Raw genomic sequence first — 14,956 nt, forward strand, 5'->3', positions numbered from 1 at the left:
AAGCTGCAAGATACAAGGCGCGGAAAACAGCATAGCCATCTGACAAATGCTTTCCTCCGCGTTTCTAGCCAAGCAATGGCGCGGGCATGGCCTATCAGCTCATGCCTGGTTCGCCCGCGCCTTGAAACTTGTAACTTGAAACTTGCAGCTCTCGGAATCAGGCCGCGAAGTGCCAGACGCCGTTGCGATATTCCCGCTGCACGCGGCCCTGCTCCACCAGACAATTGAGGTGCGCAATGCTTTCGCCCATGGCAAACATCAGCTGTTGCACATCCAGCTCCCGATTGAACATCACCGGCAGGATGTCGTGGGCGTTATGGGGTTGCTGACGGCAGGCGGCCTGCACCTGCTCCAGTTGCTGGTCATGGTGGTCCACCAGTGCATTTATCCGCTGATGCAAACCTCGAAACGGCAGACCGTGGGCGGGCAACACCAGGGTGTCCTCCGGCAAGGCATCACGAATTGCCTTGAGACTGTCCACGAAGGCTACCACCGGGTTCGCCTCCGGCTCCGTGGGGCGCACCATCAGATTGCTGGAAATGGTGGGCAGCACCTGGTCGCCACTGATCAACAGGCGGTCGCTTTCCCGGTAAAGGCACAAGTGCTCAGGGGCATGACCGCGACCGATATGAATCTGCCAGCGCTGGCCATCAATCGTCAGGTTGTCACCGGCTCCGACAAATTGCGGATCCACAGGCATGGGCATCACCACGCGACGAAAGCCATTGCCCTTGCCCGCCACCTTGGCCAGATTGTCGCCCTGAAGCCCGTGGCTGCCGAGGAAGTGTTTGAAGCGCTGGATGGTCTGCTCGTCGCTGGCGTCACAGATATGGCTGGCCAGCTGCCACTCGCCACGGCTCATGATCACCGGCGCCTGGCAGTGTTGCTGCAGCCAGCCGGCCATGCCCAGATGGTCCGGGTGGTAATGGGTGACGATGATGCGGTTCACCGGTTTGCCGTCCAGTTGCTCGGCCAGCAGCTGTTGCCAGATGTCCCGGCTGCGGCGAACCCCCAGCCCGGTATCCACGATCACCCAGCCGTTGTTATCTTCCAGCAACCAGAGATTGATATGGTCGAGGGCAAAGGGCAGCGGAAAACGCAGCCAGTAAACCCCGTCGGCCACCTTGAAACGCTGGCCTACCGGCGGCAGATCAGTGAACGGATAGTGTAAGGACATAGCGAACCTTTTCTTCACCACAGAGCCCTATCCGTAGGAGCGTCGCTGGCGGCGCGATAAACAACGCTGAATATCGCGCCGCCATCGATGCGCCTACGGGAAGAGAGTCTATTTTTCCGGCACGCTGTGCCGACACATGTTTTAAAGGAGCACACTGATGCGTGCCTGGTGTATTGAGGATCAGCAACTGCAACTGGACACACTGCCGGACCTGAAACCGGGGCCGGAGGAAATTTGCGTGCAGGTGAAAGCCATCGGCGTGAACCGGGCGGATCTGTTGCAGGTACTGGGGCGCTACCCAGCACCGCCGGGCACCGACAGTCGGATTCCCGGGCTGGAATACGCCGGGGTGGTCAGCGCCGTGGGCGAGCGGGTGCTGCAACGGCAGGTGGGCGATGCGGTGATGGGCCTGGTGCCCGGCTGTGCCTATGCGGAGCAGGTTGTCACCCATGAGCGGGAAGCACTGACCGTTCCCGACGGCATGGACTTTGCCCGCGCTGCCACCCTGCCCGAGGCGTTTCTGACCGCCTACCGGGCGTTGTTTCTGGAAGGCGGCTTGCAGCCCGGCCAGTGGTGTCTGATTCGCCCTGCCACCGCAGGAGTCGGCCTGGCCGCCACGCAATTGGCCGCGACCCTGGGCGCCCGCCCCATCGGCAGCAGCCGCGACCTGAGCAAGCTGGACACGGCCAACGACATGGGCCTGGCGGCCCAGGTCTGCGAGGACAGCACGCTGAAAGCCCAGCTTGATGCGCTGACCGGCGGACACGGGGTGGCAGTCATTCTGGATATGGTCGGCCCGGACTGGAATGCCCTGCTCGGCGGCTTGCGTGCCGAGGGCACCCTGGTAAATATCGGCATCCTTGGCGGGCTGACCACGGAACTGAATCTTGGCGCCCTGCTGATGAAGCGCCAGACACTGAAGAGCATGACCATGCGCAGCCAGCCGCTGGAAAACCGCATCCGCATGGCGCAGGTATTCAATGACCGGCTTGCGCCCCTGTTTGCCAGCGGTCGCCTGCTGCCCCTGCCACTGGAAACCTTCCCCTTCACCGACGCCAAAGCCGCCCACGACCATATGGCCGGGAACGACTTCAGTGGCAAGCGGGTAATTGTGGTTGGCGACTGACATCAGCAAGGCCCAGCGGGAAACAGTATTTGAAATACTATTTCACGTTTATCCACTGGGCCTCAATGACCAAAACAACCACTTCGTAGGAGCCGGATTGGAGTATGTCAGAACGTGAACCCCACACCCAGGTGGAAGGCATACACATTCATGTCCGCCACGAACTCCGCATCGCCCACTTCCGCATACTGATACTGCGGAAGGCCAGGGGCACGGATAAAGGTGCGGTCCACCTTGGCTTTCACTTCCTTGACGCTAACGTATTTCATATCCGCCGCCAGCCACCAGTAGTCACTCAGACGCCAGTCCACCCCTATTTGACCTACCCAACCGAACTTGTCCTGAATTTCCAGTTCCGGCTCACCGACTTCAGTGAGAATCGGGTTGGTGACATGGCTGTCATAGGTAAACAGGTAAACCGCCCCCAACCCCACATAAGGTCGGAAGTCATGGTCCATGCGGAAGCGCTTTACCAGAGTCACCATGGGGGGCGCCACTTTGGTTTCACCCACCTTTTCTCCCAGTGCCGGCACCCCGGTGGGGATGCCATTTGCCTCGGTGACCAGAGGCTCATCCGCCAGCTTTCCTTTGGCTTTCAGCTCCAGCGTGGGCGGTAATGCTGCCATGGTTTCGATGGACCAGCCGCCATCCCCCCAGCGTAGCTTGTAACCAATGATAGCGGCCGGAATGGTGAGCGGATCACTGAACGCCTCACCTTCCTGCTCACCAGGCTCTACCGCCACTTCAGCAATCTCTGACAGGTTGCTGAGGGTGATCGACCGGGTCTTTATGTCCGGGGACATATGGATGGCTCCGAAGCGAAAGTAGAGCCGGTCTTCGCCAAAAATCTTCTGGGTGAATGTCACCCCGGGGTAATCCGGGCCGTACATGTCCTGACTGGCAACATGGGCAGAAAGAAACCCCAGCACGACAACCAGGAGAAACCGTTTTTTAACATCCATTGTTCTTCTCATTATCAACGCGCCCCCGCATTTTCCTGACCGGCCGTGGTGAGGCGGGCGTGGGTGGGGTTGTTGACCACACGGATGCGGAAGTCGTCCCTGGCAATGCCCAGCTCCAGTGAGCCCACGCCTTCTTCGGGGAGAATGCCGCTGAGGATCAGATCAAGAAGATCTCCCAGCACCGGAATCAGGGCGCCGAGATCCACCGACAGGTTCAGCGTTGATGCAATGGCGGACGCATTGCGCGACTCAAGGGTGATCTGCCCGTTGCGCAGGAATTTCACCGGCCCTGTCAGGTAGGCCGACACCGGCAGGCTTCTCACGTTGGCATCCGCCACATTGGGAATGGCTTGCCCACCAGGGATCAATGCGGAGAGCAGGCGCAGGTCCGGCGCGTCCAGCCAGGCATCCAGGCGAGTGATAAAGATCGGATCGGCAATTTCCTCCCCGCTGTCCGGGTCTATCTGGTTGACCACAAACCCGCGCAGGGGCTGTGGGGGCTTGTCATCATAGGGACGAAAGCGCAGGACCAGGGCACCGGTTTCCAGCGGCAGCGGAATCAGGTCGCCCAGTATGGGAATGGCCAGAGTGGCGTTGGCGGTCAGTGATGTGCCCATCACATGCTGGGCATTGATCTCCACCGGAATGGCCGACTCCCCAACAGTCTGGATGCAGTAGATGTCACCATTGGCATCTTCCTGTGTCGCGCACCAGCGGCCATTTCCCTCATCCACCAAACCGATATAACTGAGATCCAGTGGCTCCTTGGGCAAGAACGCCATGGGCAATGCTGCACTGGTAAAAATCTGATCACCCTCATCCAGATTGGCGCCCCCGATCAGCCCACCTGTGCTTTTCACGTGGCCACGGGCATGGTTGTTGACCGCTTCCACTTCATCGCTATCCCAGTTGCCATTGCCATTGACGTCGGTGTACTCCCGGGTCAGGACAGTGGCATAGGCAGCCCCTTCATCCGGTGTGGCGGTGAAATCGAGCAGAATCGGCGGCCCTCCAACACAGGGCTGGTTGGAAAGCGGGCCACAGGTGCCCATGCCGTTGAGTGGATCCGTGTTGATGCCCAGGTTGCCGAAACGATCGTGACTGCGGAACACCGCTTCGCCGCTGTCGCCGCCGTTGATCACCAACCGGTACGCATTGCCGGGGATGATGGTATCCGGTGCCGGCAGAGCCCGCAGACGCAGACTGTTGCGTCGTGCCGACATGGGGATGCTCTGCCACTGGCCATTCACCTGTTCCCCCAGACACATGGCCCCGCCTTCACAGGATTGACCATCGGCGGCAATGGTGCCGAACGTCATGGAGGCCATTTCCATGGGCATATTGAAACTGATCTCGATGGGGCGACTGACGTCATAGGAAAAGGGGTAATAGAGTGAATCCGACGCCAGCCCCCCCACACAGCGACCGGCCATTTTCACGGTATTGCCACCGGCATCCTGGCGTTCGACGCCACGATCTTCCAAGGCACAACCAATACCGGGGTAAGCCCCCAGCACCACCGGTGGCAGTATCGGTGCACCATTGTCAGCCGCATAGCTGGCGGTATCGAAAACAATCTGGCCCGTGCCATCGGTGGCATCCCCGGGCACGAACTGCAGGTGCGAAGGATCGAACAGATCCTGGTCTTTCAGCCCATCACCCAGATCCAGGTAATAACGCTGCCCTGCTGCCAGCTCATTGAGCGGCGTAATCACCAGATTGGACCCACTGCTACGAACCTGCACCGGCACCGGCTCGCTGCTGTCCTGACGGAACAGTTTCACCTGCTCCATTCCTTCGTCGTGCACCGGCTCGTTGAACACCACAACGATATTGTTGCTCGGCTCCACCTGGGGCTGATTATGTTCCGGGAACGATCCGGTTGCCTGGAGAGGATCGCGATTAAACTGCTCGAACTCGAAGTCCACATCCGCACGCACGCCAAGCGCAAAGTCCGCGCTGACTTTGGCGGCACCACTGAGGATATCCAGTTCCAGGGTTCGGAATACCTCGAAGGTCAGCGCGCCATCCTTCACATCCACCACGCCAACCGCCTGGATATGCATCAGGTTCTGGTTCACTGACGCATTACCCCGCGGCTCTACCGCATGCATGGCAAGATCAAAATTCATGTACACAAACATGGGGGCGTAATCATCATCCGGCTGGAACCCCTTGGGGCGATAGGGATTGGTGACCAGATAACCCGTCACGTCGGTCACAAAGGTGCCGATGAGATCGCCAGTGAACATGGGGGTGCGCACCTCACCACCGAGCTTGATCGGATCAATACCGGTAATGCGTAACTGCTGGCCGGCTCGCGCGACCACTGGCACCGCTTCCACATGCACGTCCGGCCGACCCATCCAGCCTTCCAGTACCAGCGGCATGGCATTCACCTGGGTCATACCCAGTGCCTCGGTAACCAGATTGAACTGGTTAAGCGGCAACCCGTGCAACCGTGAGGCTTGCGGGTAGCCTGGATCCCCCTGGGCCGGCTGGGCTTTCATCAGCTGTTTGATGGGCGGATTAAGATCAACCACGTCGTCCTTGGACAGCTTGGGCGTCAGCTCATAGGTCACCGTCTCAAGAACGTCTTCATCGAAATCTTCCAGACCCTGCAGGGTGAGTGTGTAGGTATCGCCGCCAATCAGGTCGTCCTTTGGGTCCAGAGTGATGTAGTGACGCTCATTGAGAATCCTCACATCCACCAGTTCACCGGACGCCTGATGCTCCAGTTTGACCGTGTCCCCGTAGCGTACGGTGGTCTCCACCAGGGGCTCGGTGAAGGTGATGCGCACCGGTGAGAAATCCATGAACGGAAAACGTTCGTCTGCCACAGGCTCGGGCAGGTACGCCCCGGGGTTTTCCTGGTTGATGGCCAGCACCTCGGGCACCTGATCGGGCAGCGGGTTGTACTGGCGGGTACGAAAGGTAATCAGCGGGCCGTCCTGATCATCCAGGTTGACGATGCCGGAGGCGATCTGCGGGGACACCCATAACCGATACTCCTCACCGGCGCGCAAACCAGACATGGGAAAGGTCAGGGTATGTTTGCGGTTCGAGACCTGGACACTGGCCAGATCCACCAGGTTTCCCTCACTGTCCGCCAGACACAGTGCGCCCGCGAAATTCTCACCGTCAGGCTGACACTCCGCCTTGGCAGCAGCCTCATCAATGGCGCTGGAAAAAGTCAGCAACAACTTGCTGCCGAGTGGCAGATCCACCATGCCATCCGAAGGGTATGCATAAATCAAAGCGTCGCCGGGCTCCGGTGGAACAAACACATCCGGGTCGTCTTCACAGGCATTCAGCAGGGGATAAAGCAGACATAAAACAGCCAGGCGCTGTAGCGATATTGTGCGCATCCTTTCACCCGTTTCTTGTTTTTGGAGGCAGATTTTTCTATTGATTCCGGGGACAGGATTCAGTGGCGGGAGGACGGGACAAGTTATCGTTTGTAAGCAACAATCCACATAATGGTGCGTTTTATCTACCTGATAAATAGACACTTTTTGCCTTCACGTATACTTCACGCAGCAAATTCTCAAGCAATTCAACGGCTTTAGAAAACCGGCTTTCTGGTCACCATTCCTGTACTCAAACTTTGTTCGTAATCATTCGTTGACAAGAAAAACCGCAACATGACGTTTTTTATCAAGCTGCGGACAAACAACGCTCACGGGTAGCGAATACGCAACGCGGTGAGCACAGTCGTCAGATGCGGCACCGGCACCTGGTGTCGCCCGGCAATGGCCACCAGATTCCCCAGGATGGCATCCAGTTCAATGGGCCGGTCGTTCAGGTAATCCAGTGCCATGGAATTCTTGTAGGCACCCATCTTGCGAGTGCCCGCCAGATTCTTTTCCACCAGATCTGCCGGCAGCGGATAACCATCGGCAGCAGCCACCGCCATTACCTCTTCCATCATGGTGCGGATCAGGTCTTCACCACCGGGGGCATCAAGAATCGACAGGGTATCGGCGCCATTGCACAGCACACTGAGGGGATTGAACGGTGCATTCCAGACACACTTGCGCCAGCGCTCCCCCACCACTGCCTCGCTATCGTTGACGTCAATGCCCCCTTCCCTGAACAGGCCGCTTAACCGGTGACAGTGATCATCAAAACCAGCGGGAAAGTTGCCCATTACCAGTTGGCCATAGGCCTGATGATGGACCTCACCGGGGCCGGTGCGGCTGACAGCGATAAATGCCAGGCAGCTCACCAGCGGATGGTGTGGATAGGCATCGGCCAGCTCCCGTTCGATATCCAGGCCATTCTCGATCAGCACCAGGCCGGTGTGCTCGCCCATCCAGGGCCGTACTAGCGCGGCCCGGTCCACGCCCGGCAACACCTTGACGCACAGCAGCACATAGTCGGGAAACGCATCCGGTGTGTCATCGGGGCGATACACCCGATCCGGCTGCCAGGACAGCTCGCCCAACGGGCTGGTAAAGCGAAATCCGCTCTCTTTTACTGCGTCATAATCCGAGCGCAGTACCACACTCACTTCACAGCCTGCGCGTTTGAGAATGGCACCGTAGAAGCTGCCGATGGCGCCGGCACCGACGATCAGGATGCGGGGTTTATCCGTCATAAACATCTCTCTTTCAATAATCCCTGCCGCATGGCATGCAACGGCCACAGCGCCAGCAGGAAAACGATCAACAACAACCAGAAAGCCCGGTCAAAACCAAACTCGAAGGCCTGTGCCAGAGTCGCGGCAGGATCAGTCTGGCCGTAACGGTCACTGAAGAATTGTATGCAAAGGGCGCACAGGTTCACGCCCAGGGCGCCACCTATCTGGCGGGCAAAATTAAAAATGCCAGAGCCCTGGGGAATCAGCCACGGCGGTAATAACCCCAGTGCGCCGGTGGACGATGGTGGCATCATCAGGCCCAACCCTACCCTGCCCAGCAGGGTCCACCATACCAGCCACACCGCCGAGGTGGTCAGGCTGGCACCGGCCATCAGCACCATGTTGAGGGCGAATAACAGCAGCCCGGCCAGCATGATGCGGGTTTCAGAAAACCGGTCTGTCAGATGCCCGGCCACCGGAAAGGTGAAGGCCATGGCCAACCCAGCCGGCATCAGCATCAGGCCGGCGCTGGCCGCACTCTCACCCAGCACCTGCTGGAAATACAGCGGCGTCACATAGGTGGATGCAAACACCCCGGCACCGATCACCATGGACATGAGAAAACTGCCGGTGAAACCCGGATAACGGAACACGCGCAGATCCATGAGCGGCTGCCGGGTATGGCGTTGCCAGAGCACAAACAACACCATGGTAATAAGCCCACCCGGCAAGGCCGCCAACAGCAGGGGATCGACCCAGCCACGGCGATGGCCGTTGGCCAGCCCCCACAGCACCGCCGTCATGCCCACGGCCAGCAGCAGCACGCCGCCGGTATCCAGACGAAGCGGAGGTGCCTCCCGGTCCTTGCCCGGCAGGTACCGCCAGGCCATGGCCATGCCCACCACGCAGGCCGGCAACACCACCAGGAACACCGCCCGCCAGGACAGGGTATCCACCAGCACCCCACCGATGGCCGGCGCAATCGCCGGACCCAGCACCACGCCCAGCCCATAGATGCCCATGGCCTGGCCGCGCCGGTTATACGGAAATACCTGGAAGATAGTGATCATGGCCAAGGGCTGGATCAGCCCGGCAAGCAGGCCCTGCCCCACCCTCGCGGCCACCAGCAAGGGAAACTGATCACTGACAGCACCCACCAGGGACACCGCAATAAACAGCCCCATGGCCAACAGGTAGGCACCACGGGCACCGAACCGCTGGGCACACCAGGCGTTGAGCAGCATGCCCACGGTCATGGCCGCGAGAAAACCGGTGGCCAGCCAGTGCACCTGGTCCTGCGCCAGCTGAAACTCCACCATGATGGTGGGAATGGCCACATTGATAATGGTGGACGCCAGCACCACGGACATGGTGCCGAGCATCACCGTTATCGTGGCCAGCCAGCGGTAGCGCGGCCCATGGAGAGCGAAAAGCGCCAGGACCTGCGCTTCCACTGCCGCCATTACCGGGAGGTGTCTTCGCTAACCCGCACCAACAGCTTGCCCCGATTACGCCCTTGCAGCAGACCCTGAAAGGCGTCCACGGTATTTTCCAGTCCTTCCACCACATCTTCCTGGTACTGGATTTTTCCGGCCTGCATCCAGCTGCCCATGTCACGGACGAAGTCCTTCATCAGGTGGGCGTAATCGAACTGGATAAAGCCCTTGATCAGTACCCGCTTGACCAGCAGCTTGGTCAGAAACGCCGGCAACTGGTCTGGCCCCTGGGGCGCTTCGGTATCGTTATAGTGGGCGATGCGACCACACAGAGGAATGCGGGCGAAATCGTTGACCAGCTTCATCACCGCATCGAACACCTTGCCGCCCACGTTTTCGAAATAGATATCGATGCCATCGGGGCATGCCGCCTTGAGCTGGGCTTCAAAGTCGTCGTCCTTGTAGTTCACACAGGCATCAAAGCCATAAGCGTCGATCACATGCTGGCATTTGTCCGGGGCTCCGGCCACGCCCACCACACGGCAGCCCTTGAGCTTGGCGATCTGACCGACCACCTGACCCACCGCGCCGCTGGCGGCAGAAACGACCACCGTCTCGCCTTCTTTCGGCTGGCCGATTTCCAGCAGCCCGGCGTAGGCGGTAAAGCCCGGCATGCCCAGCACACCCACAGCAGTGCTGATGGGCGCCTGTTTCGGGTCCAGCTTGCGCAGCATCTCCTTGCCCTGCACGGAGTATTCCTGCCAGCCACCAAAACCGAGCACGTAATCGCCGGCTTCATAACCCTCCAGGCGCGATTCCACCACCTGGCCCACGGTGGCGCCCTGCATCACATCACCGAGCTCCACACTGGCGGCATAGGACTTGGCCGGACTCATGCGGCCACGCATATAGGGGTCCAGGGACAGGTAAATGGTGCGAATCAGAACCTGCCCGTCTTTCGGAGACGGCATCTCCCCTTCGCGCATGGGCAGGTGCTCGGCCTGAGGCATGCCCTTGGGGTACTCGGACAGAATAATCTGGCGATTGATCGTCATGGTGCTCTCCCGTATTCAATGCCCGCTGTAGGAGCGTCGCTGGCGGCGAGATGGAAAGCAGGAGCAAGTTTCAAGTGACAAGTTGCAAGGCGCGATCAATGTACCACCAATCTCAAAGGCCTTGCCCGCGATACCAGGTTGAGCGCGGGACTGATGTCTCGGATTGCCATTGAGCTTTATTCGCGTTGCAGCTTGAAACTTGATACTTGCAACTGGCCTTTATCGCGCCGCAAGCGACGCTCCTACAGCAAAATAATTTTTGTCATCAAAAAAGGCGGCCGAAGCCGCCTTGGTGTTTTGCCTTATGCTGCGTCTTCATCCACATCCAGCAGGCTTTCCAGCTGCTGCATGTGGTAGCCAAGATCACCAAGCTGGTGATCGATCATCACGATACGCTTGGCGTAATGAGACACGGCGGTTTCTTCCATCATGCCCATACCACCATGGAGCTGGATGGCTTCTTCCGCCACCTTGCGACCGGATTTGCCGATGATTGCCTTGGCCGCAGCCAGACGCTTGGCACGCACCGGCGCTGACAACTCCAGGGAACAGGCGGCCAGAATGGTCATGGAGCGGGCCTTTTCCAGTTCCATGCGCATTTCCACCATGCGATGCTGCAGGGCCTGGAACTTGCCGATGGGTACGCCGAACTGCTGGCGTTCCTTGATGTAGTTCAAGGTGTGGTCACAGGCCACTTCCATGGCGCCGGTGGCTTCCGCACAGAGGGCGACAATGCCCAGCGCCAGGGATTTCTCCAGGGCGTCAATGGCATTGCCTTCTTCACCCAGCAGCTCCGCCGGCGCATTGTTGAAGGTGATTTCCGCCGCATGCAGGCCATCAATGGTTTCGTAACCACGACGGCTGACACCGTCGGCGGCGGCATCCACCACAAAGGCGGACAGGCCATTACGGTCATTGGTGCTGCCAGCAGTACGGGCAATCACGACCAGCTTGTCGGCGCTATCGCCGTGCAGGACCACCGCCTTGCTACCGTTGATCACATAGCCATCGCCACTCTTTTCCGCGGTGGTGGCCACATGGGTGTGGTCATAACGGCCTTCCGGCTCGTAGGCGGCCAGGGCCAGACGCACTTCGCCACCGACGATGGCGCTAATCAATGCCTCTTTCTGGCTGTCGCTGCCCAGGGAATTAATCAGGGTGCCGCTGAGCACCACAGTGGCCAGATAGGGTTCCAGCACCAGGCCACGACCGAAACCTTCGGCCACTACCATCAGCTCCGGACCACCGCCATTGAAGCCACCGAAGTCTTCAGAAAACGGTACACCCAGCAGGCCCAGTTCGGCGAACTGCTGCCACATTTCTGTTGAATACCCCAGCTCGCTGGTGCGGGCTTTTTCGCGTACGTCAAAGGGGTAACCATCGCGAACCAGACGGCCCACGGTTTCCTCGAGCATGCGTTGTTCGTCGCTCAGTTTGAAGTCCATGGTCGTCTCCTTACAGTCCCAGAATCATCTTGGCGATGATGTTCTTCTGAATTTCATTGGAGCCGCCGAAGATCGACAGCTTGCGCATGTTGAAGTATTTGGTGGAAACGCTGTTGGCAAAGTCGGGGCCCACCCTCTCGCCGTCGTAATCCGCGTCAAAAGTTTCCGGCATGAATGGCAGAGCATAGGGACCTGCTGCACGACGGAACAGATCAGTAATTTCCTGACGCAGTTCGGTACCCATGATTTTCAGAAAGGAACTTTCCGCCCCGGGGACACCGCCGGCCTGAGCCGCAGCCACGGTGCGCAGGTTGGTCATTTCCAGGGCCATCAATTCCATTTCCACATCCGCCAGACGGTTGCGGAACAGCGGGTCTTCGATCAGCGGCTTGCCATTCTGCTGCACCTTGCCAGCCACTTCTTTCAAGTGCTTGAGGGCTGCCTTGGACTGGCCCACACCGGCAATACCGGTGCGTTCAAAAGTCAGCAGGTACTTGGCGCAGGTCCAGCCCTTGTTCTCTTCACCGACCAGGTTTTCCACCGGCACTTTTACGTCGTCGAAGAACACTTCGTTCACTTCGTGCTCGCCGTCCAGAGTAATCAGGGGGCGCACGGTGATGCCCGGGGTCTGCATGTCGATCAGCAGGAAGGAAATGCCTTCCTGTTTCTTGGCATTGGGGTCGGTGCGCACCAGACAGAAGATCCAGTCAGCATGCTGGCCAAGGGTGGTCCAGGTTTTCTGACCATTGACCACATAGTGGTCGCCTTCACGGACGGCCTTGGTTTTCAGGCCGGCAAGGTCAGAACCGGCGCCCGGCTCGGAATAACCCTGACACCACCACACATCACTGTTAAGGATGGAGGGCAGATAGGTTTTCTTCTGCTCTTCAGTGCCGAACTTGATGATTACCGGTGCCACCATGTTCACACCGAAAGGCAGCACGGTGGGGGCACCGTACTCGGCACACTCTTCCTCGAAGATATGCTTCTGGATCGGAGACCAGCCGGTGCCGCCGTGTTCCTTCGGCCAGTGCAGGGCCATCCAGCCTTTTTCGTTGAGAATTTTCTGCCAGCGGATGGTGTCTTCCTTGCCCAGGTGCTGGTTGTTCTTGACCTTGCTGGCAATTTCCTTGGGCAGCTTCTCGTCCAGAAAGGCGCGCACTTCATCGCGAAACGCCAGTTCTTCCGGGGTGTAGTTGATATCCATTTTTAAACCTCTTGAAAGGTTGTTCTTTGCTTCGCAACCACTGTTGGAGCCTTGCTGACTTCAGAACGCGTTCGCCTTGCAAGCAAGGTTCCAACGGTCGGTTACACATCCAGCGGGCGGGCGGCGATGCCCTCTTCCAGAATCTTCGCGCCCTCGTTGACCATCACGTACATGCAGCGCTCAAGGATTTCCTGTTCGCTGATCGCGCGGGGTGATCCCGTTTTCACTACGGTATTGTTCAATAATGCCGTCTACATCCGGTGAAGGGACAGGGGTACGATCGCCCTCTTTATAGTCAAATACGCCAGCCTGGGTTTTCTGGCCCAATCGGCCGGCTTCAACCAGTTCGTCGTCTTCCTTTCGCAATTCCTCACGGATGCGGTAGCCCACATCCATACCGGCCAGGTCAGACATGGCAAAAGGCCCCATGGGGAAGCCCAGATCGAACAGCACCTTGTCCACCTGTTCCGGGCTGGCGCCTTCATTGACCAGCTCGATGGCTTCCGCCTGGCGCTTGTGCAGCATGCGATTGCCGACGAAACCATGGCACACGCCCACCAGCACACCGACCTTGCCGATGCGACGGCTCAGATCCATGACAGTGGCAATCACCTCGTCGGAGGTCTTTCGCCACGGTTTTCCAGCAGTTTCATCACATTGGCCGGGCTGAAAAAGTGCATGCCCATCACGTCTTCGGGACGGTTGGTGAAAGCGGCGATGCGGTTCACGTCCCCTCTTCCAGTTCGCTGAACACGGCCCTTTTTCACGTCCATGTTCTCGAACACCGCTTCGATTACCAGGAATCTCAGCGCCTCGTTCGCAGTTCTTGCGAATCGAGAATTTTTACCGGTGCCTATAAAGCTGGGCAACCTGTTTGATTCACGTTTGGCGTTCTGTCGAAGCTCTTCAGGGCATCGCCCATGGCCGCGCGGATCGCCTTGGAGTCCTCAACGGTACCGGCTTCTTTCATGGCCTGAATCACGGTGTGCATGGCGAAGTAGTTGTAGGCCACTTCGGTGGTCGGATCCTTGCCATCATTTTGCTTGTGGTACTTGGCAACGAAGTCCTTGGCACCCTGCTCTTCGTACATGGTCAGCGGGACCACACCCACGGAGCCTTCCAGCATCTTGTAGCCGCCAATGATCTTGGACATTTCACCCATCTTGGCCTGGTCCATGATCACGAAGCCGCCCTTGAAGCCCAGTTGACGGGCCTGCTTGGCTACCAGTGCGGTAGGCTCGGACGCCCCGCCGATGAACAGCACATCCGGCTTCTCTGCCAGCACCTTGCTCACGCCGGTATAGAAGTCCGCCGACTTGTTGTAGTCCATGGGGTTGTCCGCTACCACGGTACCGCCCATGGCTTCCCAGGTGGGGACGAATGCCTTGGTCCAGTACTTGGCGTAGTCATGGGTAGCATTTGCGATGGCCACTTTCTTGCCATTCTGTTCCATGGCGATCTTGGTGAACGGCTTCATGTAGCCGGTGAAGGTGGGCGGGATACGCACAGTCAGTTCATTACCCTTCTCGGTCACAGTAGGCACAGAGGTATAGGACATCACCAGGAAATCATCCCGCTCATTGAAGGCCTGCAACGCAAAGGTACCACCGGAATGCGGCGTAAAGATCACCGGTGCATTGTACTGCTGCACCAGGCGCTTGCCGTTCACCGCCGCCTGACTGGGGGCATACTTGTCATCCAGGGATACCAGGTTGATTTCGTAGGTTTCATCACCCACCTTGAAACCACCCTTGTCGTTGATTTCCTTGGCGGCCATTTGCAGACCTTCCAGGGTGTTCTGGCCGTACAAGGCAGCACCGCCACTCAGTGGGCCGGTGAACCCGATAGTAACGGTTTCGGCGGCCTGTGCACCGCTGGCAGCCAGTGCGATGGCACTGGCGCAGGCCAGACGGCTGAAGCGCTTAACCAGTGTATTTTTTCCGTTGCTCATGAAACTCTCCCGTTA

12 protein-coding genes are annotated in these 14,956 nt (G+C 58.7%); 1 reads left to right on the forward strand and 11 read right to left on the reverse strand.

The features are described from left to right. Nucleotides 1–157 precede the first annotated feature (157 nt). The gene (locus KZ772_RS05175; protein WP_290538769.1) at nt 158–1,177 is read right to left on the reverse strand and encodes an MBL fold metallo-hydrolase; all 1,020 of its coding nucleotides are present in this window, start codon (nt 1,175–1,177) and stop codon (nt 158–160) included. Between the two features lie 157 nt (nt 1,178–1,334). On the opposite strand from KZ772_RS05175, the gene KZ772_RS05180 reads away from it, so the two are divergent. Next, the gene (locus KZ772_RS05180; RefSeq protein ID WP_290538770.1) at nt 1,335–2,303 is read left to right on the forward strand and encodes an NAD(P)H-quinone oxidoreductase; all 969 of its coding nucleotides are present in this window, start codon (nt 1,335–1,337) and stop codon (nt 2,301–2,303) included. Nucleotides 2,304–2,410: 107 nt separating this feature from the next. Here the strand turns inward: KZ772_RS05180 and KZ772_RS05185 are convergent, their stop codons facing one another. The 10 genes from KZ772_RS05185 to KZ772_RS05230 all read right to left on the reverse strand — a co-directional run bounded on the left by KZ772_RS05185 (nt 2,411) and on the right by KZ772_RS05230 (nt 14,941). Next, entirely contained in the window at nt 2,411–3,265 is an 855-nt protein-coding gene (locus KZ772_RS05185) for an OmpW family outer membrane protein (protein WP_290538771.1), read from the reverse strand. 14 nt (nt 3,266–3,279) lie between these two features. Further along, nucleotides 3,280–6,633, reverse strand: coding sequence for an Ig-like domain-containing protein (locus tag KZ772_RS05190; protein ID WP_290538772.1), 3,354 nt, complete (start codon nt 6,631–6,633; stop codon nt 3,280–3,282). 311 nt (nt 6,634–6,944) lie between these two features. Beyond that, nucleotides 6,945–7,865 (reverse strand): 2-dehydropantoate 2-reductase, encoded by a 921-nt coding sequence (locus tag KZ772_RS05195; protein WP_290538773.1) that lies wholly within the window; start codon nt 7,863–7,865, stop codon nt 6,945–6,947. Next, nucleotides 7,862–9,310, reverse strand: a complete 1,449-nt coding sequence (locus KZ772_RS05200; protein WP_290538774.1) for a DHA2 family efflux MFS transporter permease subunit — start codon at nt 9,308–9,310, stop codon at nt 7,862–7,864. The genes KZ772_RS05195 and KZ772_RS05200 overlap by 4 nt, the downstream gene beginning before the upstream one ends. Next, nucleotides 9,310–10,338, reverse strand: coding sequence for an NADP-dependent oxidoreductase (locus KZ772_RS05205; protein ID WP_290538775.1), 1,029 nt, complete (start codon nt 10,336–10,338; stop codon nt 9,310–9,312). The genes KZ772_RS05200 and KZ772_RS05205 overlap by 1 nt, the downstream gene beginning before the upstream one ends. Nucleotides 10,339–10,640: 302 nt before the next feature. Beyond that, complete coding sequence (locus KZ772_RS05210) at nt 10,641–11,783, reverse strand: acyl-CoA dehydrogenase (RefSeq protein ID WP_290538776.1); 1,143 nt, start codon at nt 11,781–11,783, stop codon at nt 10,641–10,643. Between the two features lie 10 nt (nt 11,784–11,793). Then, on the reverse strand, nt 11,794–12,990 hold the full coding sequence (locus KZ772_RS05215; protein ID WP_290538777.1) for an acyl-CoA dehydrogenase family protein: 1,197 nt from the start codon (nt 12,988–12,990) through the stop codon (nt 11,794–11,796). A 180-nt stretch (nt 12,991–13,170) separates the two neighbouring features. Continuing rightward, a complete protein-coding gene (locus tag KZ772_RS05220) occupies nt 13,171–13,587 on the reverse strand; it encodes a 3-hydroxyacyl-CoA dehydrogenase family protein (protein ID WP_290538778.1) in 417 nt (138 codons plus the stop codon). An 11-nt stretch (nt 13,588–13,598) separates the two neighbouring features. Beyond that, nucleotides 13,599–13,763, reverse strand: coding sequence for a 3-hydroxyacyl-CoA dehydrogenase NAD-binding domain-containing protein (locus KZ772_RS18585; protein ID WP_365870866.1), 165 nt, complete (start codon nt 13,761–13,763; stop codon nt 13,599–13,601). Nucleotides 13,764–13,843: 80 nt separating this feature from the next. Next, a complete protein-coding gene (locus tag KZ772_RS05230; RefSeq protein ID WP_290538780.1) occupies nt 13,844–14,941 on the reverse strand; it encodes an ABC transporter substrate-binding protein in 1,098 nt (365 codons plus the stop codon). Nucleotides 14,942–14,956 lie beyond the last annotated feature (15 nt).

The sequence above is a fragment of the Alcanivorax sp. genome (assembly GCF_019431375.1).
Lineage (GTDB): Bacteria > Pseudomonadota > Gammaproteobacteria > Pseudomonadales > Alcanivoracaceae > Alcanivorax > Alcanivorax jadensis_A.